Genomic DNA, 1,370 nt, shown 5'->3' with positions numbered 1-1,370 from the left:
CATACCAAACTGCTGCTTTCATTGATAAAACCTCCTTGTTTTAGTTAATTTAATAGTATACCTTTTAAAAGTTACTTTGCAACAGAACCAATCATTTATTATGATCACTTTAAAATCAAACATATTTATGTTTATCTTCGTAGACGCATTCCCTTTTTATAGCGTTATACTATTTATAATAGCTTGTTATTTCTATATAGTATCAAGACAAGAAGAAACTCGTTTCACTCGTTTCAAAAACCCTCCTGATTTTTAGAGAAAAACTCTCTTATTTCATCGTCTTTAATAAAATAATATGCCATCTTTCCATCTTTATAAAAATCAAGTACCTCATTTTTATATAAAAGCCTTAAATGATGTGAAGTTGAAGCAACACTCATTTTCAATATCAAAGAAATATCACAAACACACAACTCATCTTCTTTAATCAAAGATAATATGATTTTCAATTTCTTCTCATCACAAATTTTTTCTAAAATGTTAAGTAATTTCTTAGATTTATCATCTTCTAAAAAACTTAAAGCATTGTTAACTTTATCCTCATGTACACAGATCACATCACAAGCATTTTCATAACTCATATAAAATCACACCCTAAATTAAAATATAAATCCTAAAATTGTTTGAATAGTGTCATTTTCAATAATAATAAATAAACCTAAAGCTATATAAATAACAGCCATAATCCAACGACTAAATTTCTCAACAATTTCTCCAACTCCTGGAATATTAGCTAATTTTTGTGCAGTAAATACCAAGAAGAAAATTAAAATTAAAAAGACAAACAGAGTAATTAATAAATTAGTAACACTTAATGTCACAAAATACGGAACAAATAAACCAATATTATCAGCACCACAACTTGCTATCGTAACAATTGCAACCGTACCAACTAATTTAGACAATCCTTTTTCATTCAATTCTTTTTTAGCTCTCTTTTCTCCTTCACAATCATCATAAATAGCCACTTTAATTCCAAGATAAATTGGTATTAAACCCAATAAACCTAATATCCACTTCTCTGGAACATAATTTAATACAAAAGCTAAAAACAAACTAACTAATATTAAAATAATAGACCCTAAATATTGACCAACATAAATATCTCTATATTCTTTTCTAGTCTTTGCTCTAGCAAAAAATATTAATAAAATTACTAATAAATCAACTGCTGTAGCAATATAAAGAACAGCAGCAGTAACAACCGTTTGAATCATAATACACCTCATTCAAAAATATTTTTGAATGTATTTTAACATATATTTTTAAATAATCATAGATGCTTTATTCCAATTGCTTTATTGACGTTGAGCCTCGGAACCCTTAACAATCCCAAAACTTGTCGAATGGTCGGCTTAATAGCTCACGCT

General features: G+C 27.4%; 2 protein-coding genes. Both read right to left on the bottom strand.

What is annotated here, in order from left to right:
• Positions 1–233: 233 nt before the first annotated feature.
• Complete coding sequence (locus CD129_RS11630; RefSeq protein ID WP_002508637.1) at positions 234–581, bottom strand: ArsR/SmtB family transcription factor; 348 nt, start codon at positions 579–581, stop codon at positions 234–236.
• An 18-nt stretch (positions 582–599) separates the two neighbouring features.
• On the bottom strand, positions 600–1,217 hold the full coding sequence (gene cadD, locus CD129_RS11625; RefSeq protein WP_002508636.1) for a cadmium resistance transporter CadD: 618 nt from the start codon (positions 1,215–1,217) through the stop codon (positions 600–602).
• Positions 1,218–1,370: the final 153 nt, after the last annotated feature.

The sequence above is a fragment of the Mammaliicoccus fleurettii genome (assembly GCF_003970575.1).
Taxonomy (GTDB): domain Bacteria; phylum Bacillota; class Bacilli; order Staphylococcales; family Staphylococcaceae; genus Mammaliicoccus; species Mammaliicoccus fleurettii.
This window is presented reverse-complemented; position numbering and strand designations above follow the sequence as displayed.

Coding starts and splice junctions, on each gene's coding strand:
- CD129_RS11630 (WP_002508637.1), bottom strand. CDS start 581: ATGAGTTATGAAAATGCTTGTGATGTGATCTGTGTACATGAGGATAAA.
- cadD (WP_002508636.1), bottom strand. CDS start 1,217: ATGATTCAAACGGTTGTTACTGCTGCTGTTCTTTATATTGCTACAGCA.